The organism is Streptomyces sp. NPDC000880, from assembly GCF_053599675.1.
This window is the reverse complement of record NZ_JBSFMS010000120.1, coordinates 1-21,627: the sequence shown is the minus strand read 5'-3', so window position 1 is coordinate 21,627 and position 21,627 is coordinate 1. Positions and strand designations below refer to the sequence as shown.

Sequence of the window (21,627 nt, the reverse complement as noted above, 5' to 3'; positions counted from 1 at the left end):
CGCGCCGCCGCGGCCGTCGTCGGTGACCTGCAGGATCGGATGGCCCGCTTCCTTGTGTGTCCTCCCTGGGGTTCGTGTGTCCCCAGGGGGCCGTCAACTGCGGCCGCTGCCAAGCGCCTTACGGTTGCTCGTCGGCAGGGCGGGGCGGGTGGTCGGCGACGGGGCGGGTCCCTGCTCGATACGGAGCGCCAGCGCGGGACACCGGCGTACGGCCCGCTGTGCGCGCCCCCGCAGATGCATCGGAACGGAGGCGTCCGCCAGCGCGGGATAGCCGTCGGGACCGAGCCGGATGAGCTCAGGGACGATGTCCGCGCAGAGCCCGTGGCCCTGGCAGAGCGTCCAGTCCACGGCCAGCTTCTCGCCGCTCGGAATCGACTCCTCCGCATCCTGGTAGCCGGGTCCGGGAAGCGGCAGAACGCCGGTCGTCTCGCGCCCGCAGCCGCCGTCGAGCACATGGGCGGCGAGGTCGTCCGTGAACGCGGACAGGGTCGAGGCGAAGAAGCGCGCCGAGCCGTCGGGGTGCTTGCACGCGCCACGGCCCTTCACGGCCTGGGTCACCTCGCGCAGCGCCTCCAGGGCGGCCGGGCCGCCGCCGTTCATGACGTCGGAGAGGCCGCCGGCCGCGGCGGGCAGGCCCAGTTTGCAGGGGCCGCACTGGCCGGCTGTCTCGGCGGCGAGCCAGTTGGCCACCCGCAGCGCCTCGCCCAGCGGGCAGGTCTCGGGGCCGATCGGGAGGATCGCGCCCGCGCCCAGGGAGCCGCCCACGGCGGCCAGCGATTCGCGCGAGACGTTGGCCTCGTGGACGGCGACCGAGTCGATCCAGTTGCCGTGGTAGCCGCCGGTGAGCACGCCCTGGGGGAGCGGTGGGGCGCCCGCCAGCTGCAGTACGTACCGCAGCGGGACGCCCGTGGGGACCTCGACGACCATGGGGCGCGCGACCGCCCCGGAGATCGTCAGCATGACCGTGCCCGGCTCGGTGTGCAGGCCGGTGTTGCTGTAGCGGCGTGCGCCGATACGGGCGCCGATGGCGAGCTGGGCGTACGTCTCGGCGTTGGACAGCAGCGTCGGGGCGCCGCCGACGCCGGTGTCGGAAGCGCGCTCGCGGCGGCCGGGCGGCAGCGCGGGGCCGCCGTTCACAGCGCGGATGACCGCGGAGGCCTCGCCGGAGACCATGCGCTCCGGCGTACGGACCACCCGTGCGCGCAGCTGCTGCCCGCGCCGGTCCGACAGGCCGCGCTCGGCCAGCGCGGCGCGCATGGAGATCTCCGTGGAGTTGCGGGTGACCGCGACCACCAGGGTCCGCGCGCCGAGCGCCTCCGCGGCGAGCAGGGCGCCGTCCAGGATCAGATGGGGGGCGCGGTTGAGCAGCACGGTGTCCTTGCGGCAGGCGGGCTCGCCCTCACTGCCGTTGATCACGACGACGGGCCGCACCCCGCGTCGTATCGCGGACTTGGCTACGGCGCGCAGCTTCTGACCGAAGGGGAAGCCTGCGCCGCCGCGGCCGCGCAGGGATATGTCGTCGGCGAGCTGGGCGAGCAGCTCGCCGGTCACGGGCTCGAGAGGGCCGTGCACCTTGAGATGCATGGGGAGGTCCAGGCGCTCGACAAGGTCGAACCCCTGCGTCAGCTGGGGAAGGCCGACAACACGAACCTCGGGGACATCAGGGAGGGGGGTGTTCACGGTCGGTCTCCTGCGGGGGCATGCCAGGGCTCTCCGGCCGGGGGCGGAAAGAGGGGGCCGGGCATGGGCGCCGTGTCGTCGTACGTGTCGGTGTTACCGGTGGCGTACGGGGAAGGTGCTTCGTACGGCGGTGCGGAGTCGTAGGAGGCGGGAGCGGGCTCGTACGCGGGCGGGGGCTCGTAGGCCGGAGGAGGGTCGTACGAGGGAGGAGCGGGCGTCTCGGGAGGCTCGGGCCGGAAGGCCTGCGCGGGCGGCGGCGGTGACGGGGTCGGCCACAGACCCGGCCGGGGACCCGACTCCGAGACGACGGGTATCTCCTCGGTCATCGGTATGCGCTCGGCCAGCGGGGCCGCCTGGTCGCCGGCGAGGGAGACCGCGCGGTACGCGGCGGAGATCCCGGTGCCGGGGCCGATGCCGCCGCCGACGGTCGGTTCGGCGGCCGGGGGCGGCGGCACCTCGTAGAGCTGTGGCGAGGGGGCCGCGAGCCGCTGGGGCTGTGAGCGTCGGCCGAGGGGAGGCTGGCGCTGGATCTGCTCGTACGGGCGCTGGGAGGGAATGCCGTTCATGCCGTTGAGGCCGGCCGGTCCTCTCACTCCGGCCGTGCCGGGGAGCGGGGACGTGGTCGGATCGCGCCGTAGCTGCTCGTCCGCCGAGGACCGGTCGGCGCCCGAGCCGGTCAGCGACATGATCTTGGCGGCGATTCGCCGCTGCACCGGCCGCGGCATCAGCCGCACCGACACGGCGACGGCGACGGCTGTGAGTGCCAGGCAGTACATCGTCAGGACCCAGGTCGCGGCGGGCCGGCCGGTGTACAGGCCGTGTACCAGTGCGGAGCACCAGGCCGGGTAGGCCAGCATGTGCAGCGGCCGCCAGCGGCCCGCTATCCGGACGTTGCCGGCCAGGGCGCTGCGCAGCGCGCCGGTCGTGGCGGCGATCACCATGAGGAAGCCCGCCAGCGAGCCGAAGCCGATCAGGCCGGACGTGCCGGTGATGCCGAGTCCGAACGGGACCAGGGCGCCGATCGCATTCACATGGCCCAGCGACACCTTCACGGTGGCGTGCAGCAGCAGGAAGCCGAGCGATGCGACCGCGGTGGCCCGGTGGATGCCCTGGGCAAGGAGGCGGTGGCGCGTGGAGAGGAGCAGCCGGTCGGTGGCGATCAGGCCCCACGCCACGGAGGCGGTGAGGGACACCAGGGACAGCACCCCGGTGGGGAAGTCGAGCGCGGCGCGAAAGCTGTCGCTCCCGCCGATGGCGAGCAGGGGGAGGAGTACGAACGCCGCGACGGACAAGCCGCCTTGCACCGGGCGGCTCAGCCCGGTACTCGGCGCTGGCGACGAACGGCTCTTGCGATGAGGGTTCATGGGGCGACTCCGAATGGTGCGGGCATTGCGGTCCCGTTGACGCATGCTAGGTCGACCCATACCAGGCAGTACGAGGTTTGGACGTTTAGAGAGCGGAACCACAGTCAACTGACTCTGGGGTTGCCCTGGATAGGGGCGATACGCGGAGTAACCCAGGCGGCTGGAGGCATGTGCAAGCGCGGTTCGGGGGCGCGCGGAGGGCACTCGGGGGGCGTGCCGAGGAATTGCGCGCGCGTTTCGGGGCGGCCGCGGGCGGCGGCCCGAGGTCGCTGGGGGCGGCTGCCGGGACCTCTCCAGAGCCCGTCGAGGGCCCTTCGAGATTGGCCTCATGCGCCCCGGTTCGCTCACTGCGGTACCCTGACGCCATGCGTGCCGTACGCCTTCTGCTTAGCGAGCCGCGCTGATCAGTCCCGACGGATGAAAGATCCGGTTGGAATCGGCGCGGCGTCCCCTCCTGTGCGAGGGGTTTTTTCGTTTTGAATCCGCTGGCAGAGACGAATCGATGGAGCTTCAAGGATCATGAGCGAGACCAATCCCGCTGCTGCTGAGGTAACTGCAGCGCACCGCTACACGGCCGCCATGGCCGCGGACATCGAGGCACGCTGGCAGGACTTCTGGGACGCCGAGGGCACGTACGAGGCGCCGAACCCATGGGGGTCCCCCCGCTCGAGCGAAGCCGAGAGTGGGGGAGGTGATCTGGCCGGGGATCCCGCACAGGTCGGCAAGCCCAAGAAGTTCGTCATGGACATGTTCCCGTACCCCTCGGGTTCGGGTCTGCACGTCGGGCACCCCCTGGGCTATATCGCCACCGACGTCTTCGCCCGCCACCAGCGCATGACCGGACACAACGTCCTGCACACGCTGGGCTTCGACGCCTTCGGCCTGCCCGCCGAGCAGCACGCCGTACAGACCGGCGAGCACCCTCGGGTCACCACCGAGGCGGCCATGAACAACATGAAGTCCCAGCTGCGCCGGCTGGGCCTGGGCCACGACAAGCGCCGGTCCTTCGCGACGATCGACCCGGACTACTACAAGTGGACCCAGTGGATCTTCCTGCAGATCTTCAATTCCTGGTACGACGAGGACGCGAAGAAGGCCCGTCCGATCGACGAGCTGGTGGCGCAGTTCGAGAGCGGCGAGCGTGCGGTGCCGGGCTCCACGCGCGCGTGGAGCGAGCTGAGCGCCTCGGAGCGCGCCGATGCGCTGGGCGACTACCGGCTGGCGTACGCCTCCGACGCGCCCGTCAACTGGTGCCCGGGCCTGGGCACCGTACTGGCGAATGAGGAAGTCACCGCTGACGGACGCTCCGAGCGCGGCAACTTCCCCGTCTTCAAGGCCAAGCTGCGCCAGTGGAACATGCGCATCACCGCCTACGCCGACCGGCTGCTGGACGACCTGGACGCGCTGGACTGGCCCGAGGCGATCAAGCTGCAGCAGCGCAACTGGATCGGCCGCAGCGAGGGCGCACGCGTCCACTTCTCGGTCGACGGCCACGACGACGCGCAGATCACGGTCTTCACCACCCGCCCGGACACGCTGTTCGGCGCCACCTACATGGTGCTGGCGCCCGAACACGGCCTGATCGACTCCATCGTCCCGGCCGAGTGGCCGCAGGGCACCAAGGATGCCTGGACCGGCGGCGCCGCCACTCCGGCCGAGGCAGTCTCCGCGTATCGCAAGCAGGCCCAGACGAAGAGCGATGTCGAGCGGCAGACCGAACACAAGGACAAGACCGGTGTGTTCACCGGCGCCTACGCCCTGAACCCGGTCACCGGCGAACGGATCCCGGTGTTCGTCGCCGACTACGTACTGATGGGCTACGGCACCGGCGCCATCATGGCCGTACCCGGCCAGGACGAGCGCGACTGGGAGTTCGCCGAGGCCTTCGACCTGCCCATCATCCGTACCGTCCAGCCGCCGGACGGCTGGGAGGGCGAGGCATTCACCGGACAGGGCCCGGCGATCAACTCGTCGAACGACGAGATCTCGCTGGACGGCCTGGACGTCGCCGAGGCCAAGTCGAAGATCACCGAGTGGCTGTCCGCCCGCGGAATCGGCGAGCGGACGGTCAACTTCCGGCTGCGCGACTGGCTGTTCAGCCGGCAGCGCTACTGGGGCGAGCCCTTCCCGATCGTCTACGACGAGGACGGCATCGCGCACGCGCTGCCCGAGTCGATGCTGCCGCTGGAGCTGCCGGAAGTCGACGACTACTCGCCACGTACGTTCGACCCGGACGACGCGGACACCCGGCCCGAGACGCCTCTGTCGCGCAACGAGGACTGGGTCAATGTCGAGCTGGACCTGGGCGACGGCGTCAAGCGCTACCGCCGGGAGACCAACACCATGCCCAACTGGGCGGGTTCGTGCTGGTACGAGCTGCGCTACCTGGACCCACACAACAGCGAGAAGCTGGTCGACCCGGAGATCGAGCAGTACTGGATGGGCCCGCGCGAGGGGCAGCCGCACGGCGGCGTCGATCTGTACGTCGGCGGCGCGGAGCACGCCGTACTGCACCTGCTGTACGCGCGGTTCTGGTCCAAGGTGCTGTTCGACCTGGGACACGTCTCCTCGGTCGAGCCGTTCCACAAGCTGTACAACCAGGGCATGATCCAGGCGTACGTCTACCGGGACAGCCGCGGCTTCCCGGTACCGGCCGCCGACGTCGAGGAGCGGGACGGAAAGTTCTACTTCGAGGGCGAGCCCGTCAAGCGCGAGCTGGGCAAGATGGGCAAGTCCCTGAAGAACGCCGTCACTCCGGACGAGATCTGCGCCGAGTACGGCGCGGACACGCTGCGGCTGTACGAGATGGCCATGGGGCCCCTGGATGTGTCGCGGCCGTGGGACACCAGGGCTGTCGTAGGCCAGTACCGTCTGCTGCAGCGGCTGTGGCGCAATATCGTCGACGAGGCGACCGGTGAGGTAACCGTCGTCGACACCGAGCCCGACGAGGCGACGCTGCGTGCGCTGCACAAGGCGATCGACGGCGCCGGGCAGGACCTGGCGGACCTGCGCTTCAACACCGCCATCGCCAAGATCACCGAGCTGAACAACTATCTGACGAAGGCGGGCGGCCCGCTGTCGCGCAGTGTGGCGGAGCGGCTGGTGCTGCTGATCGCCCCGCTGGCCCCGCACATCGCCGAGGAGCTGTGGCACAAGCTGGGCCACACCGACTCGGTCGTGCACCAGGACTTCCCGGTCGCCGACCCGGCGTATGTCGTGGACGAGTCCGTGACGTGCGTCGTGCAGATCAAGGGCAAGGTCAAGGCGCGGCTGGAGGTCTCCCCGTCGATCTCGGACGAGGAGCTGGAGGCGCTGGCGCTGGGTGACGCGGCGGTGGTCGCGGCGCTGGGCGGCGCGGGCATCCGCAAGGTGATCGTGCGGGCGCCGAAGCTGGTGAACATCGTCACCGCGTAGCGCCCACGGGCGGGCAGGGGTTTCCCCTACGGGCAGGTTGGGGGCTGAGATGGAACCCTCGGCCTGCCCGTTCCGTTTACCGTGGAGGGACAGCAGCCGACGCCGGAGGTGCGCTCATGGAAGCCGCGATTCTGATACTGACGCTGCTTTTCGTCGCCTTCGTGGTGTTGGGGGTGTATGTCAGCGTGAAGGTCATCGGCGCGGCCAAGCGCGGAGTGGAGCGTACGGTCACGCAGGCGCGCCGCACCGTCGAGGAGACGACGCTGCGGGCGAAGAGCTATGGGCAGGGCGGTGTGGTCGGCGAGCTGGCGCAGCTGCGGCTGTCGCTGCGTACGTCGATGAGGGCGACGCAGGACGCGCTGCACGCGGGCGTCGCGGAGGACGCTTCGCTGTCTGAGTCGCTCGGACTGTTCCAGCGGCTGAGCGTGCACGGCCACGAGCTCGACGACGAACTGAAGCGGCTGGAGCGCGAGCCCGACCGGGCGACGGTGGCCTCGCTGCTGCCCGGGTTGCGCGAGCGTACGGAGCGGATCACGCACTCGGCCGAGTCGCTGCGGTGGGCGGCGCGGGACCGGGCGCGGAAGTTCGCGGAAGATGATCTGGATGCGCTGAGCGCGCAGATCGACGTCGAGGCGGGGGCGTTGAGGCACTGGTCGGAGGCGGAGGCGCCGGACGGGGCTGCGGGGTCTCAGGCGGCTCAAGCTGCGCCGGCGTCGTGGCCGGAGGCCGGCGCCGGTGACGGAGCGGTGCGCGAGCAGACGTGGCCGGAGGCGGGTGCGGGGGCCGAGGGTGGGCCTGAGGCCGGGGCTGGTCCTGTGACTGGGGCCGGCGCTGGGCCCGGCGCTGAGCCGCAGCCGCAGGCCATCACGGCGCGCGATCCTCGGCAGCAGACTGCGTATCCCTGGCAGAAGACCGCCCGTCCCGAGACTACGAATTGACCCACCGGCGGTTCGATCGGTGACCCACCGGCAGTCCATGGGTGAAGCCTTGGTGATCCGTCAGCGGTCCCTCTGAGATCCCCCGGCGGTCCGCCGGTGATCCGCCGGCCGGGGCGACGCGATCATTGGCGAGGGGCCGGGCTGCCGTGCGGCGGCTCCTGCGGGTAACCTCCCGCTCATGTCCCGCCATGTCGCGATCGTCACTGATTCAACGGCCTACCTGCCGCCACCGACGATGGAGCGCCACGGCATCATTGCGGTGCCGCTGACCGTCGTACTTGGCGATCAAGCGCTCGAAGAGGGCACCGAGATTTCGGCCCGCTCACTGGCGCTGGCATTGCAGAAGCGGCGCCCGGTGACCACGTCCAGGCCGAGCCCCGAGGTGTTCGCACAGACGTACCGCGCGAGAGCGGAGGCCGGTGCGACCGGCATCGTCTCACTTCATCTGTCGAGCGAGTTCTCGGGGACGTACGACGCCGCGGTGCTGGCCGCCAAGGACGCGCCGGTGCCCGTGCGGGTGGTGGACACCGGGATGGTCGCCATGGCCCTGGGATTCTGCGCGCTCGCGGCCGCGGAGACGGCTGAGGGCGGCGGCACGCTCGACGAGGCGGTAGCCGCCGCGGAGAAGCGGGCCGCGGGCACCTCCGCGTACTTCTACGTCGACACGTTGGACTACCTGCGCCGCGGCGGCCGGATAGGGGCCGCGCAGGCGCTGCTGGGCTCGGCGCTCGCGGTGAAGCCTCTGTTGCAGTTGGACGGCGGCCGGATCGAGCTGCTGGAGAAGGTGCGTACGGCATCGAAGGCGATTGCCCGGCTGGAGGAGATCGTCGTCGACCGGGCGGGCGCGAGCAGCGTGGACATCGCGGTGCACCATCTGGCCGCGCCGGAGCGGGCCGCGGCGTTGGCGGAGCGGCTGCGGGAACGGGTTCCCGGGCTGGCGGATCTGCATGTCAGCGAGGTGGGCGCGGTGATCGGGGCGCATACGGGGCCGGGGCTGTTGGGGGCTGTGGTCTCGCCCCGCTGAGGTGCTGGCGTCGGCGCGCTGAGGCGGCCGCTGTCACCCTGGTGAGTGACCGAGTTTTCCACAACGGGGCGGTTGTCCACGGGAATTGGGCCTGCTCAGCGGGTTCTGACGGATGTGCCTAGCGTCTTGTGGCATGGCTCTCCGATCACGTTCCGCAACCAGTGGCCCGGGCCGCGCCCCGGCCTCGGACAGCCGCGCCCGTGACGGCCGCGGCTCAGGCCTGGGCCGTCCCCGTTCAGGGGCCGGCCCCGGTTCGGGCTCGGGGTCCGGCCCCGGCCGGGGCGCGCGGCGTCCAGTTCGCCTCCGTGGCAGGCGGGTGGCGGCCGGGCCGAGTCCGGCCGACCTGCGCCGCCGGGCGGACGCCCTGTTCGAGGGCCCGCCACGCAGTACGGGCGGGAGTCTCGACGCGGCCGTGGGACGCTCCCGCGCCGAAGGGGGGAGAGATGGCCGCGCTGCCGCGGACCTCGATACGAGTACGGCTACGGGGACTCGGCAGCGCGTGGGGCTTGCGGTGCGGGAGCGGTTGCCGCTGTGGGTGCAGCTCAGATGCGGGCTCGAGCCCAGAGCTCTCGCCGCCCTGGCCGTCGTACTCGTCGTGGCAGCGGTCTTCGCGGCGCAGCACTTCTGGGCGGGGCGGCCACAGGCCGTGCGCGCCCCGGAGCTGATCCAGCAGGGCGCGGCCACGCGGGAGCCGGAGCCGCACCCGTCGCCGGGGCAGCCGCCGTCCGACACGGGGCCCGGAGGGCGGATCGTCGTCGATGTGAGCGGCAAGGTACGGCGGCCGGGGGTGCACCGGCTGCCGGCCGGATCCCGGGTTGCCGACGCGCTGCGGGCGGCCGGAGGCGTCCGGGCCGGTACGGACCTGACGGGGCTCAACCGGGCGCGGGTGCTCATGGACGGCGAGCAGGTGGTGGTGGGCGTGCTCATGCCGCCGGGATCGACGATGACAGGAGCGGGCTCGGGCGGACCGGGCGTGGGCGGGGGTGGGCAGTCCGCTGGGCCGGTGAGCCTCAACTCGGCGACCGTGGAGCAGCTCGACACCTTGCCGGGCGTCGGTCCCGTACTGGCCCAGCACATCGTCGACTACCGCACCCAGCACGGGGGTTTCCGGTCGGTCGACGAACTCCGCGAGGTCACCGGGATCGGCGACCGCCGGTTCGCGGACCTCCAACCTCTGGTGCGGCCATGACGACGGCCACGACGCGCCCTGCGGTGCACGCCGCTTCGGGCCACCGGCTGGGGGCTTCCGACCCGCGGCAGGAGGGACCGGCAGACCTCCGGCTGGTGCCCCCGGCGCTGGCGGCGTGGGCCGCGGCGGCCGTGGCGGTCGGCGCGCGGGGGTGGTGGACAGCGGTGGGCGTGACGGCCTGCGTCGTCGCCGCGGGGCTGTTACTGGCTCCGGCGACGGCCCGGGCGGTGCGAGCGGCCCGAGCGGCCCGAGCGGCCCGGGCGGCCCGGGCGGCCCGGGCGGTGCGGGCTGGGGCGGGCAGGGGTCCGGCGCCGGCCGACGATGGCGCACAGATCGGCAGGCGCAGGCGTCGGCTCAACGCCACCGCCCTCGCGGCGATGCTGCTGTGCGCCGCAGCGGGCGCGGCCTCGGCCGGACTGGCCAGCGCGGATCTGCGGCGTGGGCCGCTGCCGGATCTGGCAGACCAATACGCATACGTCACGGTCGAGTTGCAGGTCACCGCTGATCCGCGAGCGACCCGGCCCCGGGTTCGCGGCGATCGGACGGCGGGCGGATCGGTCATGCTGGACGCCGAGGTGACCCGTGTGACGGCACGCGGTGGCGCGGTCACCGAGACCCGGACGCCCGTCCTGGTGATCGTGCCTTCGGGCGAATCGTCCGCGTCCAACGCGCCATGGCTGCGGTTGTTGCCGTCGACCCGGCTGCGGCTGGCCGGACGGCTCGCGCCGCCTTTGCGCGCCGACGACAGGTTCGCCGCCGTACTGAGGCCGGAGGGGGACGGTCCACCGCGTATCACCGGCCAGCCGACCGCCCTCCAGCGCACGGCCGGAGGACTACGGTCCGGACTGCGCGAGGCCACGGACGGGCTCGCCCCGGACGCCAGGGCCCTGCTGCCGGGGCTGGTCGTCGGCGATACCTCACGGATCACACCCGAGCTGCAGGACGCCTTCGAGGCGACCGACCTCACACACCTGCTCGCTGTATCCGGAAGCAATCTGACCGTCGTGCTCATCCTGCTGATCGGGCCGCCGGGCACGGCCCTGCTGGCCGAACGACGGGGTCTCGCACCGCGGTTGGGCATCACGCTGCGAGGGACGGCCCTCTTCGGTGGCGCGCTCACACTCGCGTTCGTGGTTGTGTGCCGGCCAGAGCCGAGCGTCCTGCGGGCCGCGGCCTGCGGTGCCGTCACCTTGCTCGCCATCGGCACCGGACGCCGCCGGTCGCTGATCCCGGCACTGGCCACGGCCGTACTGCTGCTTGTCCTGTACGACCCGTGGCTCGCGCGGAGTTACGGCTTTCTGCTCTCCGTGCTGGCCACCGGCGCGCTGCTCACCATCGGCCCCCGCTGGAGCGCGGCACTGCAACGGAGACGGGTGCCGCCCCGGCTCGCCGAGGCGCTGGCCGCGGCCGCCGCGGCGCAGGCCGTGTGTGCTCCCGTGGTGGCGGTCTTCGCGGCCAGGGTCAGCCTGGTGGCGATCCCCTGCAATCTGGTCGCCGAGCTCGCGGTCGCCCCGGCGACGGTTCTCGGTTTCGCCGTTCTCGCCGTGGCCCCCGTGGCCATGCCCGTCGCCGAGCTGCTGGCGCGCTGCGCGGGATGGCCCGCCGGTTGGATTGCCTCCGTGGCCCGCACCGGGGCGGCGCTGCCGGGGGCAGAGGCGGACTGGCCGGGCGGCTGGCGCGGCGGGCTGCTGCTGGCCGCCGTCACCGCCCTGGTCGTGCTCCTCGCCCGTCGGCTGCCGCGGCACCCCTGGGCGGCCGCCCTCTGCGCGCTGCTGCTCCTGCTCGCCGTCCTGCGCCCGGCCCCGCTCACCAGGGTGATCACCGGCTGGCCGCCGCCGGGCTGGACGTTCGCGATGTGCGACGTCGGGCAAGGCGACGCCACGGTGCTCGCGGCAGGCGCCGGCACGGCCGTGGTCGTGGACGCGGGCCCCGACCCGGAGCTCGCCGACCGCTGTCTGCGCGAACTGGGCGTCACCCGGATTCCGCTGATCATTCTGACGCACTTCCACGCCGACCATGTCCGGGGGCTGCGTGGCGTGTTGCGGGGCAGGGCCGCCGGCGCGGTGCAGACGACGACGTTCGACGAGCCGCGGGACCAGAGTGAGTTCGTACGGAGAACGACGACTGCGGCCGGGGTACCCGTGATCCGCGCGGGACCGGAGGAGCGGCGTCGGGTCGGACCGCTCGCCTGGAAGGTCCTGTGGCCTCGGACAGCCCTTGGGCCCGGTCCCGTCTCCGGTCCCGTCTCCGGTCCCGTCCCGGAGGGGCCCAACGACGCCAGCGTCACGCTGTTCGTACGGATCGATGGCGGCCCCACCCTGCTGCTCCTCGGCGACCTCGAACCACCGGCCCAGAGAGGGCTCTTGCGGGCCCATCCGGCGCTCCCACCGGTTGACGTCCTCAAGGTCGCCCACCACGGCTCCGCCCACCAGCACCCCGGCCTGCTGCGCGCCGTGCGCCCGCGGCTGGCGCTGATCTCCGTGGGCGGCGGCAACTTGTACGGTCATCCTGCGCCCCGTACGGTCGCCGCGCTGCACGCAGGGGGAGCGGTGGTGCTGCGTACCGACACGGAAGGGGCGATCGCGGTTACCGGAGGCGGCGGACGCGGCCTGCGGGCAGTCCCACGGGGCCCCGACCCACCGCCGCACCCGCCCCCACGCGCCTCTTTCTGAAGGAGGCCGTGGAGATGGGTGATCTTTGCCTCGCCCAGAAGTAGGAAGGGTGGGGGACTGGAAACGGAGCGACAGCCACAGCGCCAGTCCCCGCTAGCGGTGTAGGCAGCCTCCCCGCAGCCGATCGAAGCGTGCAGCGGCGCGCCGGTCAGCGGACCATTCGGCTGGAGGGGATGCCACCGGCGGGGTCGTCGCGGAGCAGCCACACCGGGTTGGAAAGTGCGATGACCTCCCCTGCGGCGGTGCAGACCTCGACCCGGACGAACCGTGGCGCGCTGGTGTCGATGGTCAGGTCGAGGTAGCCCCGCGACAGTTCCGACGACGGGATCTGGCGGTAGGTCGTTCCGGGTTCCGGGGCGGACGGGCCGGCCCCGTCGACGGTGCCTTGCACCACTCGGAGGACGCTGTCGGCCGGCAGGCGGTTCGCCAGCACCCGGACGTTGCGAGTCATGGCGCGGGATACGGTGATCGAGCCCATCGGTGCTGCGCCGTCGACGAGCAGGTCGATCGTTCCGGCGAACAGGACGGGGTTGCCGAAGAACACGTTGCCGGCCGAGAGCGCGGGGAGCAGATCGTCCATGTCGCGGCTGGCGGCATGGGCCCAGGTGATGAAGTTGGACTCCTGACCCAGCCAGTCCATACCGGAGTGGTCGTCACTGACGCCGGTGCCGGTCAGGAAGAGCCCGTTGCGGGAACAGACGTCCCACACCTGCGCATGGTGGTTCAGGTCGACGCCGCCACGGCTTGGGTAGCCGACCTCAAGGATGTCGCAGCCCATCGCCCGGTTGCTGAGTATCGACGCCGCCACCGACGCGCGGAGCGCGTCCTGCTGCGCGGGAGGCAGCGAGGAGGGGTGCGAGGTGCCGAACGGGTGGTTGTAGGAAGCCAGGCCACCGGTCGCGTGAATCATGTCCGTGACCGCGTACGCGGCATTCGGGTCCGGGTCGGGGGTCGGGGTGGGCTGGGCGAACGTAGGCATGGTCATCTTCGGCCCGAACCAGTTCAGGTGGGTCGGCTTGAGCAGCGACACCTCCATGGCCTGATACTGCTGGACCGCCGGGAAGCGGTGGGCGTACCCACGCATCAGTTCGGCTTGCATCTCCAGCGGAGCGTTCGCGGTCCGTGGCGGCCGGGTGATCCGCAGGAGGTCGAACCAGCCCTCGGCCCGCCGTTCCTTCTCGCTGACCGCGCTGAGCGTGAAGTTGAACATCGCGGCGTCGCGGCTCTCGATGTCGGGCCAGAACCGCTTGATGTCCTCCTCGGGACGCATCTCGACCGTGTTCCAACGGCCTTGGCGGGCCGGCACGTGGACCACGCCGTCGATGCCGTCGCAGTGGCGCGCGTGGCTCTGGGTCCCGTCGATGATGTAGGTGAGCGTGTACGTCCCGGCCGGGCGTCCGTGGGTCGCCGGCCGCCAGCTCGTCGTCAACGTCAGGGTGAGATAGTTGTGCGGGGACACTTCGGCCGGGAAGACATCGATCGCGATCGTCTGGTCGTAGACGGAGCGCTTGTCGACGGTGTTGGCAGCCGAGCCCTTGACGCCGACCGAGGCAGCGTCGGAGCCGGCGGACCGTGCCGACAGGTGCACGGACCCGGGCACTGACGAGTCGGCCGGCGAGGCCATCGTCTGCTCCCACGCCACGTCGGATGCTGCAAGCGTCCCGGTTCTCTGCTCGGCCCACGTCCAGACGACCCCGTTGACCTTCTCGCTGGCCCCGTTCATGTGGATCACGTTCGGGTAACCGTGCTCGGCCATGCGGAAATCGTGCTCTGTCCACCACAGCACGTCGACACCGGCCTTGGTGGCCTGGTCGAGGTGCCCGTGCATGCTGCCGTTGCCCTCACTCCACGAGGCGTGGATGTGCATGGCCATCGAGACGACACCCGGCGACCGTCCGGTCCACACACCGCCGCCGGCCGGCGCAGTTGCCGCACTGGCGGCCGGTTGGGGGCCCAGGGCCAGCCTGCCCGCGCTGAGTGCGGTGATCGCCGCGGCTGACTTCAGTACCCCACGTCGTGTGGAACTCACTGTGCTCCCTATTTTTGCTGATCTAGTACGCAATTAATAGGTAACGGCACTGGGTGAATGGGAGCTGTCCAGGGTCGAACGCGACGGCGAATACTAACTCGGGTGACGGGGGCGGCAACCAGCCCATGCCGTCGGCACGGCGCGCGCGACTGTTCGCAGACGCCATCCGCACGAGCCCCCACGTGCCTTGGGCGACAGGCGCAGGTCGGGGAGCGATGGGGCGCGGGTGCCCCTCGCGACACACTCGTCCCCGCGACACACTCGTTCCATGGACGCCTACCTCCTTCGTATCGGTGCGAGCCGCCCCGAGCGCGCCGACGCTGCCGCGCTGCGCGATCTGCAGCTGCGGCACTTGCGGACAGTGCCCTTGAGAACCTCTCCGTCCACCTCGGCGAGGACATCGTGCTGGAGGAGAAGGCGCTCCTCGCCAAGATCGTGGACGCGCGGCGGGGCGGATTCTGTTACGAACTCAACGGCTCCTTCGCCGCGTTGCTGCGCGACCTCGGCTTCACCGTCACCCTCCTCCAGGGCCGCGTGTTCGGCGACGAGGGCCGGCTCGGCATCCCGTACGACCATCTCGCCCTGCTCGTCGAGACGGTGGACTCCACCTGCCCTTGGCTGGCCCGCCCTCGGATTTGGCGACCACAGCCACCATCCGCTGGCCTTCGACGAGCGGGGCGATCAGAAGGACCCGGCGGGTACGTTCCGGATCGTCGAGGCCTCTCAGTACGGGGATCTCGACGTCTACCGCGACGGCAAGCCGCAGTTCCGCCTCGACACGTGACCCCGCGTCCCCGACGACTTCCGGGCCGGGGCCTGGTGGCACCGCACTTCGCCCCACTCGCACTTCACTCAGTCCGTCGTCTGCTCCCGGCTCACCGCCGAGGGACGGATCACGCTCAGCGGCCGCAAACTGGTCACCACCGTGCACGGCGAGCGGCACGAGCAGCCGCTGGCCGACGACGCGGCGGTGCTCGCGGCGTATCGCGATCACTTCGGGCTGCTGCTCGACCGCCTGCCGGCAGCCCCGGGCAGGGCGACCTGAACAATGTCCTTGTGAGTGCTGTGAGACATGTGCTGGTGCTGCCCGACCGCGACGCCGCGGAGGAGGCGGCCGAGGCGCTCGGCGACCGCTTCGGCGTCGCCGAGGAGCCGCTGCTTCTGCGAGACGCGCTGGCCGGCGAGGACGACGCCGAGGACGCCCAGTGGCTGCTGGTCGTCGAGGACCCGGACGGGCGGCTGGACCCGGCGAAGCTGGACGAGTTCGCGGGGGAGTGGGACGGCTGGCGCGAAGAGCCCTGAGCGGAGGGGGCGGTGTCAGTGGCGCGTGGGATGCTGGACCGCGATGGCCACCAGGAAGAATTCGACCGACGATCCCCTCGCCCCCGTCACGCTCGCCGTGGGCCAGGAGGACCTCCTCCTCGACCGTGCTGTGCAGCAGGTGGTGGCGGCGGCCCGGGCCGCCGACGCGGACACGGATGTGCGCGACCTCACCGCCGACCAGCTTCAGCCGGGCACGCTGGCCGAGCTGACCAGCCCGTCGCTCTTCGCGGAGCGCAAGGTCGTCGTCGTGCGGAACGCGCAGGACCTGTCCGCGGACACGATCAAGGACATCAAGGCGTATCTCGACGCGCCCGCGGAGGAGATCACCCTTGTGCTGCTGCACCCCGGCGGTGCGAAGGGCAAGGGTCTGCTGGACGCTGCCCGCAAGGCGGGGGCACGCGAGGTCGCCTGTCCCAAGACCACGAAGCCCGCGGAGCGGCTCACGTTCGTACGGTCCGAGTTCCGGGCGCTGGGAAGGTCGGCGACGCCTGAGGCGTGCCAGGCACTGGTCGACTCGATCGGCAGCGATCTGCGGGAGCTGGCCGCCGCGGTCTCGCAGCTCGCGGCCGACGTCGAGGGCACGATCGACGAAGCTGTCGTCGGGCGGTACTACACCGGCCGGGCCGAGGCCTCCAGCTTCACGGTCGCGGACCGTGCGGTGGAGGGGCGGGCGGCGGAGGCGCTGGAGGCGCTGCGCTGGTCGCTGTCGACGGGGGTCGCGCCGGTACTGATCACCAGCGCTCTGGCGCAGGGGGTGCGGGCGATCGGCAAGCTCTCGTCGGCCCGCGGCGGGCGGCCCGCCGATCTCGCGCGTGAGCTGGGCATGCCGCCGTGGAAGATCGACCGGGTGCGGCAGCAGATGCGGGGCTGGACGCCGGACGGGGTGGCGGTCGCGCTGCGTGCGGTTGCGGAGGCGGACGCGGGTGTGAAGGGCGGGGGTGACGACCCGGAGTACGCGCTGGAGAAGGCGGTCGTGGCGATCGCCCGCGCGGCCCGCTCCCGACGCTGACGTGGGCCGACCTTTCCCCGTACCCCGGCTCAGTTGCGCCGGCTTCGCGGCGCAGCCCCCGCCCGCCCGCCGCCGGCTTCGCGGCGCCTGCCCGGCCTCCGCCCCCCGCCGGGCCCCCGATCACCCCGTCCCGCAACGCCGAAAGCCCCGGTCGCCGTCCTGGGGAAGGACAGCCACCGGGGCTCGCAGTTCGAACAGTGTGCGCCGCACCCGCGTGGCGAACGCAGGCCGCGTGCGGCGCTAGGGTGCCGGGTCAGGAGCGGAAGAGAGGGCCCGCTGAGTCCCTACCGGCGACAATCAAGAGGTTCAGCCCTTGAGGGAGCCAACCTTGGAGGCCAGCGCCGACTTCTTGTTGGCGGCGGCGTTCTTGTGGATGACACCCTTGGAGACGGCCTTGTCGAGCTTCTGCGACGCCTCACGGACGGCCACATTGGCCTTCTCGACGTCGCCCGAGGCGACAGCCTCACGGGCCTTGCGGATCGCGGTCTTGAGCGACGACTTGACGGCCTTGTTGCGCAGGCGCGCCTTCTCGTTCGTCTTGTTCCGCTTGATCTGGGACTTGATGTTCGCCACGAAAGAGCCTTTTCAGGTTCGATGATCTTGGAGTGTGTGTCTCGTACATGAGAGGGCACGAGACACAGCTGCTCAGGCTACCAGCCGCCCGTCGAGCGGCCCAAACCGAGCGCTGCCCCGCAGCCGTGGGACCATAGAAGCTCTACGTATCGATCCCGATCCGACATCGCCCGAGACGAGACGCCCGGCGTCTCAAGAATCAGGACCCTGCGTGCCCGCGACTCCTACCAACGTGCCCGAGCCGAGCCGTACCGACCCGGCGCTGATCCGCAATTTCTGCATCATCGCGCACATCGACCACGGCAAGTCGACCCTTGCCGACCGGATGCTCCAGCTGACCGGTGTGGTCGAGCAGCGGCAGATGCGCGCTCAGTACCTCGACCGCATGGACATCGAGCGCGAGCGCGGTATCACGATCAAGTCCCAGGCGGTACGGCTGCCCTGGGCTCCTACCGAGGGTCCCGACCAGTCCAGGACTCACATCCTGAACATGATCGATACCCCCGGGCACGTGGACTTCACCTACGAGGTCTCCCGCTCGCTCGCGGCCTGCGAGGGCACCATCCTGCTGGTCGACGCCGCCCAGGGCATCGAGGCTCAGACCCTCGCCAACCTCTATCTCGCGATGGAGAACGACCTCACGATCGTGCCGGTCCTCAACAAGATCGACCTGCCGGCCGCCCAGCCGGAGAAGTTCTCCGAGGAGCTCGCCAACCTCATCGGCTGCCAGCCGGAGGACGTCCTCAAGGTCTCGGCCAAGACCGGCATCGGTGTGGAGGCACTCCTGGACCGCGTGGTCCGCGACGTCCCCGCCCCGGTCGGTGTCGCCGACGCGCCCGCCCGCGCGATGATCTTCGACTCGGTCTACGACTCGTACCGCGGTGTCGTCACCTACGTCCGTGTCGTCGACGGTCAGCTCAACAAGCGCGAGCGCATCCGCATGATGTCCACCGGCGCCACCCACGAGCTGCTGGAGATCGGCGTCTCGTCCCCGGAGATGACGCCGGCCGACGGTCTCGGCGTCGGCGAGGTGGGCTACATCATCACGGGTGTGAAGGACGTCCGGCAGTCCAAGGTCGGTGACACGATCACCTCCTTCACCAAGGGCGCGACCGAGGCGCTGGGCGGCTACAAGGACCCCAAGCCGATGGTGTTCTCGGGCCTCTATCCGCTGGACGGCTCGGAGTACCCGGACCTCCGCGAGGCCCTCGACAAGCTGCAGCTCAACGATGCCGCGCTGGTCTACGAGCCGGAGACCTCCGCGGCCCTCGGCTTCGGCTTCCGCGTGGGCTTCCTCGGTCTGCTGCACCTGGACGTCATCCGCGAGCGCCTGGAGCGCGAGTTCGGCCTGGACCTGATCGCCACCGCCCCCAACGTGGTCTACCGCGTGACCATGGAGGACGGCGCCGAGCACACCGTCACCAATCCGAGCGAGTTCCCCGAGGGCAAGATCTCCGAGGTGCACGAGCCGGTCGTACGGGCCACGATCCTCGCGCCGAGCGAGTTCATCGGCTCGATCATGGAGCTGTGCCAGACCCGCCGGGGCACGCTGCTCGGTATGGACTACCTCTCCGAGGACCGGGTCGAGATTCGCTACACCCTCCCCCTCGCCGAGATCGTCTTCGACTTCTTCGACCAGCTGAAGTCGAAGACCCGCGGCTACGCCTCTCTCGACTACGAGCCCACCGGCGAGCAGGCCGCCAGCCTGGTCAAGGTCGACATCCTGCTGCACGGCGACAAGGTCGACGCCTTCTCCGCCGTCACGCACAAGGACGCGGCGTACGCGTACGGCGTGCGGCTCGTCGCCAAGCTCAGGGAGCTCATCCCGCGGCAGGCCTTCGAGGTGCCCATCCAGGCTGCCATCGGCTCGCGGGTCATCGCCCGCGAGACCATCCGCGCCATCCGCAAGGACGTCCTCGCCAAGTGCTACGGCGGTGACATCTCCCGTAAGCGGAAGCTGCTGGAGAAGCAGAAGGAAGGCAAGAAGCGGATGAAGATGGTGGGCAGCGTGGAGGTTCCGCAGGAGGCCTTCATCGCGGTGCTCTCCAGCGACGAGAGCGGCGGCAAGGCGAAGAAGTAGCGAAGGCGCAGCTACTACGTAGCCGCGCGTCGCGTCGAGTTCCGCACGCACCACACGTAACGCGAAAGCGCCCGACCGGGGTCCGGACGGGCGCTTTCGGGCGTGGCTGCGGAGACAGCGCCCTATAGGTGGTAGATACACCGACCATGGCTTCCGGTCAATGAGGCGAGGGCCCGTTCGTTATCAAGCGGCAGCCCGCAGCCTCTTACGCACCGGCATTGTGGCCTCTACCCTGATCACGGCTCGATGGTTACTCGCCAGTTAAACAACCCGCCAGTTGCAGTGCTGCCGCAGGCCCGGAGGACGTCGTGAGCGACACACAGACCCAGATCGAGAACCGACCGCCCTCGGTGGCGACCCTGTTCACCGAGCGCGTGGCGGCTACGCCGGACGCCGAGGCCTACCGCTATCCGGTGGCCCCCGCTGCCGGCCATGGGCCCGACGACTGGAAGTCCCTGAGCTGGGGCCAGGCCGCCGAGCGGGTCTATGCCGTCGCAGCGGGTCTGATTGATCTCGGCGTGCAGCCCGAGGAGCGGGTGGCGCTCGCGTCCGCCACCCGGGTCGAGTGGATCCTCGCCGACCTCGGCGTGATGTGCGCGGGCGGCGCGACCACGACCGTCTACCCGTCGACCAACGCCGAGGAGTCGGCGTACATCCTCTCCGACTCCGACAGCCGGGTGCTGATCGCGGAGGACGCGACCCAGCTGGCCAAGGCGCGTGAGCGGCGGGCCGAGCTGCCGGAGCTCAGGCACGTCGTCGTCTTCGACACGACGGGCGTGGAGCCGGACGAGAACGACCCCGAGGGATGGGTGCTCTCGCTCGCCGATCTGGAGGCCCGCGGCGCGCAGTACCTCGACAAGCACCCCCAAGCCGTCAAGGAGCGGGTCGAGGCGATCACCGCCGACCAGCTGGCGACGCTCATCTACACCTCGGGCACGACAGGACGGCCCAAGGGCGTCCGGCTGCCGCACGACAACTGGTCGTACGTGGCCAAGGCCATCGCCGCGACCGGGCTGGTCACCAAGGACGACGTGCAGTACCTCTGGCTGCCGCTCGCCCACGTCTTCGGCAAGGTGCTGACCTCCGGGCAGATCGAGGTCGGCCATGTCACCGCCGTCGACGGCCGCGTCGACAAGATCATCGAGAATCTGCCGGTGGTGCAGCCGACATATATGGCCGCCGTGCCGCGCATCTTCGAGAAGGTCTACAACGGTGTCGCGGCCAAGGCGCGGGCCGGCGGCGGCGCGAAGTACAAGATCTTCCAGTGGGCGGCCGGCGTCTCGCGCGAGTACGCGAAGGCCGCGCAGGACAACTTCCGCCGTACGGGCACGGCTTCCGCGCCCTTCGGGCTGACCGCCAAGCACAAGGTCGCCGACGCACTCGTCTACTCCAAGCTCCGCGAGGCCTTCGGCGGGCAACTGCGCGCCGCGGTCTCCGGGTCCGCCGCACTCGCGCCCGATATCGGCTACTTCTTCGCCGGCGCCGGTATCCACATCCTGGAGGGCTACGGGCTTACGGAGTCGAGCGCGGCGTCGTTCGTCAACCCGGGCGAGGCGTACCGCACGGGCACGGTCGGCAAGCCGCTGCCCGGTACCGAGGTGCGCATCGCGGACGACGGCGAGATCCTGCTGCGCGGCCCCGGCATCATGGAGGGCTACCACCGGCTGCCGGAGAAGACCGCGGAAGTCCTGGAGTCCGACGGGTGGTTCCACACCGGGGACATCGGCGAGCTGTCCGCGGACGGGTATCTGCGGATCACGGACCGGAAGAAGGACCTGATCAAGACGTCGGGCGGCAAGTACATCGCGCCGGCGGAGGTCGAGGGCCAGTTCAAGGCGGTGTGCCCGTTCGTCTCCAACATCCTGGTGCACGGCGCGGACCGCAACTTCTGCACCGCGCTGATCGCGCTGGACGAGCCGACCATCCTCACCTGGGCCAAGGAGAACGGCCTGGACGGCAAGACGTACGCCGAGGTGGTGGCCACCAAGCAGGCCGAGCAGCTTATCGAGGGCTATGTGAAGCGGCTCAACGAGGGGCTGCAGCGCTGGCAGACGATCAAGAAGTTCCGGCTGCTCCCGCGCGACCTGGACATCGAGCACGGTGAACTGACGCCCAGCCTCAAGCTGAAGAGGCCGGTCGTCGAGCGCGAGTACAAGGACCTGATCGAGGACATGTACGAGGGCTCCCGCGAGGCGTAGCCCGCGCCCTGCGGCCCGGGGCTCCGCCCCGGATCCGGTCCTCAATCGCCGGACGGGCTGCTGCGGCGTACCGGAGATCCCATGGACCGGGCCTTCGCGCGGCTGCACGCGGCGGCGGCGAGTGTGCCGAAGGC

13 protein-coding genes and 1 pseudogene are annotated in these 21,627 nt (G+C 70.9%); 10 read left to right on the top strand and 4 right to left on the bottom strand.

The window, feature by feature from the left end:
* Positions 1-93 precede the first annotated feature (93 nt).
* Both ACWDO5_RS28800 and ACWDO5_RS28795 read right to left on the bottom strand, forming a co-directional pair.
* Positions 94-1,680 (bottom strand): NADH-ubiquinone oxidoreductase-F iron-sulfur binding region domain-containing protein, encoded by a 1,587-nt coding sequence (locus ACWDO5_RS28800; protein WP_450533302.1) that lies wholly within the window; start codon positions 1,678-1,680, stop codon positions 94-96.
* Positions 1,677-3,044, bottom strand: a complete 1,368-nt coding sequence (locus ACWDO5_RS28795; protein ID WP_450533300.1) for a hypothetical protein — start codon at positions 3,042-3,044, stop codon at positions 1,677-1,679. The genes ACWDO5_RS28800 and ACWDO5_RS28795 overlap by 4 nt, the downstream gene beginning before the upstream one ends.
* A 519-nt stretch (positions 3,045-3,563) precedes the next feature.
* On the opposite strand from ACWDO5_RS28795, the gene leuS reads away from it, so the two are divergent.
* The 5 genes from leuS (at position 3,564) to ACWDO5_RS28770 (ending at position 12,281) form a co-directional block, all read left to right on the top strand.
* Positions 3,564-6,458, top strand: coding sequence for a leucine--tRNA ligase (gene leuS, locus ACWDO5_RS28790; RefSeq protein ID WP_450533298.1), 2,895 nt, complete (start codon positions 3,564-3,566; stop codon positions 6,456-6,458).
* 116 nt (positions 6,459-6,574) lie between these two features.
* Positions 6,575-7,396: a hypothetical protein gene (locus tag ACWDO5_RS28785; RefSeq protein ID WP_450533297.1), complete on the top strand. Its 822-nt coding sequence runs from the start codon at positions 6,575-6,577 to the stop codon at positions 7,394-7,396.
* Positions 7,397-7,574: 178 nt separating this feature from the next.
* Positions 7,575-8,420, top strand: coding sequence for a DegV family protein (locus ACWDO5_RS28780; protein ID WP_450533296.1), 846 nt, complete (start codon positions 7,575-7,577; stop codon positions 8,418-8,420).
* A gap of 133 nt (positions 8,421-8,553) precedes the next feature.
* The gene (locus ACWDO5_RS28775; RefSeq protein WP_450533294.1) at positions 8,554-9,609 is read left to right on the top strand and encodes a helix-hairpin-helix domain-containing protein; all 1,056 of its coding nucleotides are present in this window, start codon (positions 8,554-8,556) and stop codon (positions 9,607-9,609) included.
* On the top strand, positions 9,606-12,281 hold the full coding sequence (locus ACWDO5_RS28770; RefSeq protein WP_450533292.1) for a ComEC/Rec2 family competence protein: 2,676 nt from the start codon (positions 9,606-9,608) through the stop codon (positions 12,279-12,281). The genes ACWDO5_RS28775 and ACWDO5_RS28770 overlap by 4 nt, the downstream gene beginning before the upstream one ends.
* 148 nt (positions 12,282-12,429) lie before the next feature.
* Here the strand turns inward: ACWDO5_RS28770 and ACWDO5_RS28765 are convergent, their stop codons facing one another.
* The gene (locus tag ACWDO5_RS28765; protein WP_450533291.1) at positions 12,430-14,310 is read right to left on the bottom strand and encodes a hypothetical protein; all 1,881 of its coding nucleotides are present in this window, start codon (positions 14,308-14,310) and stop codon (positions 12,430-12,432) included.
* Positions 14,311-14,578: 268 nt separating this feature from the next.
* Between ACWDO5_RS28765 and ACWDO5_RS28760 the strand changes: the two are divergent.
* The 3 genes and pseudogenes from ACWDO5_RS28760 to holA all read left to right on the top strand — a co-directional run bounded on the left by ACWDO5_RS28760 (position 14,579) and on the right by holA (position 16,642).
* Positions 14,579-15,355 (top strand): annotated as a pseudogene (locus tag ACWDO5_RS28760) (arylamine N-acetyltransferase family protein).
* Between the two features lie 11 nt (positions 15,356-15,366).
* Positions 15,367-15,612 (top strand): hypothetical protein, encoded by a 246-nt coding sequence (locus ACWDO5_RS28755; RefSeq protein WP_450533290.1) that lies wholly within the window; start codon positions 15,367-15,369, stop codon positions 15,610-15,612.
* A 43-nt stretch (positions 15,613-15,655) separates the two neighbouring features.
* Positions 15,656-16,642 carry a DNA polymerase III subunit delta gene (holA, locus tag ACWDO5_RS28750; protein WP_450533289.1) on the top strand — a complete coding sequence of 329 codons (987 nt, stop codon included), beginning with the start codon at positions 15,656-15,658 and terminating at the stop codon, positions 16,640-16,642.
* Between the two features lie 306 nt (positions 16,643-16,948).
* Here holA and rpsT read toward each other — a convergent pair whose 3' ends face one another.
* The gene (rpsT, locus tag ACWDO5_RS28745; protein WP_307663582.1) at positions 16,949-17,215 is read right to left on the bottom strand and encodes a 30S ribosomal protein S20; all 267 of its coding nucleotides are present in this window, start codon (positions 17,213-17,215) and stop codon (positions 16,949-16,951) included.
* A gap of 211 nt (positions 17,216-17,426) precedes the next feature.
* On the opposite strand from rpsT, the gene lepA reads away from it, so the two are divergent.
* On the top strand, positions 17,427-19,295 hold the full coding sequence (gene lepA / locus ACWDO5_RS28740) for a translation elongation factor 4 (RefSeq protein WP_450533288.1): 1,869 nt from the start codon (positions 17,427-17,429) through the stop codon (positions 19,293-19,295).
* Positions 19,296-19,603: 308 nt separating this feature from the next.
* Entirely contained in the window at positions 19,604-21,493 is a 1,890-nt protein-coding gene (locus ACWDO5_RS28735) for an AMP-dependent synthetase/ligase (RefSeq protein ID WP_450533287.1), read from the top strand.
* Positions 21,494-21,627 lie beyond the last annotated feature (134 nt).

Excerpts from the sequence above, each read along its gene's own strand:
- leuS (WP_450533298.1), top strand. The coding sequence starts at position 3,564 with ATGAGCGAGACCAATCCCGCTGCTGCTGAGGTAACTGCAGCGCACCGC.
- holA (WP_450533289.1), top strand. The coding sequence starts at position 15,656 with ATGGCCACCAGGAAGAATTCGACCGACGATCCCCTCGCCCCCGTCACG.
- ACWDO5_RS28770 (WP_450533292.1), top strand. The coding sequence starts at position 9,606 with ATGACGACGGCCACGACGCGCCCTGCGGTGCACGCCGCTTCGGGCCAC.
- ACWDO5_RS28785 (WP_450533297.1), top strand. The coding sequence starts at position 6,575 with ATGGAAGCCGCGATTCTGATACTGACGCTGCTTTTCGTCGCCTTCGTG.
- ACWDO5_RS28795 (WP_450533300.1), bottom strand. The coding sequence starts at position 3,044 with ATGAACCCTCATCGCAAGAGCCGTTCGTCGCCAGCGCCGAGTACCGGG.
- ACWDO5_RS28780 (WP_450533296.1), top strand. The coding sequence starts at position 7,575 with ATGTCCCGCCATGTCGCGATCGTCACTGATTCAACGGCCTACCTGCCG.
- ACWDO5_RS28775 (WP_450533294.1), top strand. The coding sequence starts at position 8,554 with ATGGCTCTCCGATCACGTTCCGCAACCAGTGGCCCGGGCCGCGCCCCG.